Here is a 1,544-nt window from a genome sequence, read left to right as displayed (position 1 = left end):
ACTTAAGACCAATCAACAGGAAGTGCTGGATCTCTGGACTGAGCAATTGGCAACAGCCGGCATCAGGTTAATGGAACATCGACAACGCTACACTGATCGACTGAATCAACTGCTGCAACAAAAGTATCAGCAGATAGCAGGAGAACAGGAAAAAGTGGCAGTTGTCTATCAGCCTGATATAGCGTGCAATGCAGAAGACAATAAAACAGAAATGCTGCTGAATGTGCTTAATAATCAGCGTGAACAAGATTTGCGTTACAAAACAACCGGTAGGGGGCCACACCGGGATGACCTGACGTTTTTGATTGGAGGGCGGCTCCTGTAAGGCTTCGGTTCCCAGGGGCAGCAACGCAGCTTTGTGCTGGCACTAAAAATGGCAGAACTGGACCATCTTCAGGAAACTTTTGGTGAGATGCCGGTTCTGTTACTTGATGATATCGCTTCTGAACTGGACCGGGAGCGGATGACGAACCTGCTGCAATATGTGCGACAGCAGGAGGTCCAAGTGCTGATTACAACAACCGACGTAACTCCCTTTCTTCCGGTACTGCAGCAGGATAGCAAGCTGTTCCGGGTTGAAGAGGGAAGACTGACGTACGAAGGAAATGGAACACCATGAGCGAGTTTGAACAAAACGGAGCAGCAGCATCAAACGAATACGGTGCCGGTAGTATCAAGGTCTTGGAAGGGCTCTCAGCTGTCCGGAAACGGCCGGCCATGTATATCGGTTCTACTGCCAGTGCTGGTTTGCACCATCTGGTATACGAAATCGTTGATAACTCAATTGACGAAGCACTGGCTGGTCACTGTAACGAAGTCACCGTAACTATCAACACTGATGGTTCAATCACTGTGGTGGACAATGGTCGCGGTATTCCCACTGACATGCACCCCACAGAAGGTCGCTCTGCAGCAGAGGTTGTCTTGACCGTTTTGCATGCCGGCGGCAAGTTTGACAATGACTCCTATAAGGTCTCAGGCGGTTTGCATGGCGTGGGCGTTTCAGTGGTCAACGCACTTTCCAAGTGGCTTGATCTTGAGATCAGGCGGGATGGCAAGATCTGGCGTCAGACCTATCACCGTGGTGATCCACAAGCACCGCTGGAGGTAACCGGTAATACCCGTCGTCGTGGCACAAAAATTACCTTTATGCCTGATGAGGAGATCTTTGAGACCACCGAATACTCATTTGATGTCCTGTCTCAGCGTTTGCGTGAGCTGGCATTCCTGAATGCCGGGGTGCGGATCAAGATTAATGACGAGCGGACTGACGGGAAATCCCATGACTTTTTCTATGAAGGCGGCATTAACTCCTTTGTGGAATACCTGAACCGGGCCAAGACGGCACTGCATCAGAAGCCGATCTACTTTAAGGGTGAAAAAGGCGGTGTGGAGATGGAAGTCTCCATACAGTACAACGACACCTATGATGAAAAGATCTTCAGCTTTGCCAATAACATCAATACCCATGAAGGCGGTACCCACCTGGCAGGCTTCAAGGCTGCCCTGACCCGCACCATGAACACCTATGCAGCCGGTAATAA

At 50.1% G+C, this 1,544-nt stretch carries 2 protein-coding genes and 1 pseudogene; all 3 read left to right on the top strand.

Features of this window, described 5'->3' with window-relative positions; all coding sequences use genetic code 11:
- Positions 1–325, top strand: a pseudogene (locus OEL57_RS16760) (hypothetical protein); the annotation flags it as partial.
- Positions 326–358: 33 nt separating this feature from the next.
- The gene (locus OEL57_RS16755; protein ID WP_300742087.1) at positions 359–619 is read left to right on the top strand and encodes a hypothetical protein; all 261 of its coding nucleotides are present in this window, start codon (positions 359–361) and stop codon (positions 617–619) included.
- Positions 616–1,544, top strand: a 929-nt coding sequence (locus tag OEL57_RS16750; RefSeq protein WP_300742086.1) for an ATP-binding protein, incomplete at its 3' end; no start/stop codon positions are given. The genes OEL57_RS16755 and OEL57_RS16750, both read left to right, overlap by 4 nt.

Source organism: Trichlorobacter sp. (genome assembly GCF_030247655.1).
GTDB lineage: Bacteria > Desulfobacterota > Desulfuromonadia > Geobacterales > Pseudopelobacteraceae > Trichlorobacter.
The sequence above is the reverse complement of the archived record's forward strand: the minus strand, read 5'-3'. Positions and strand labels throughout refer to the sequence as shown.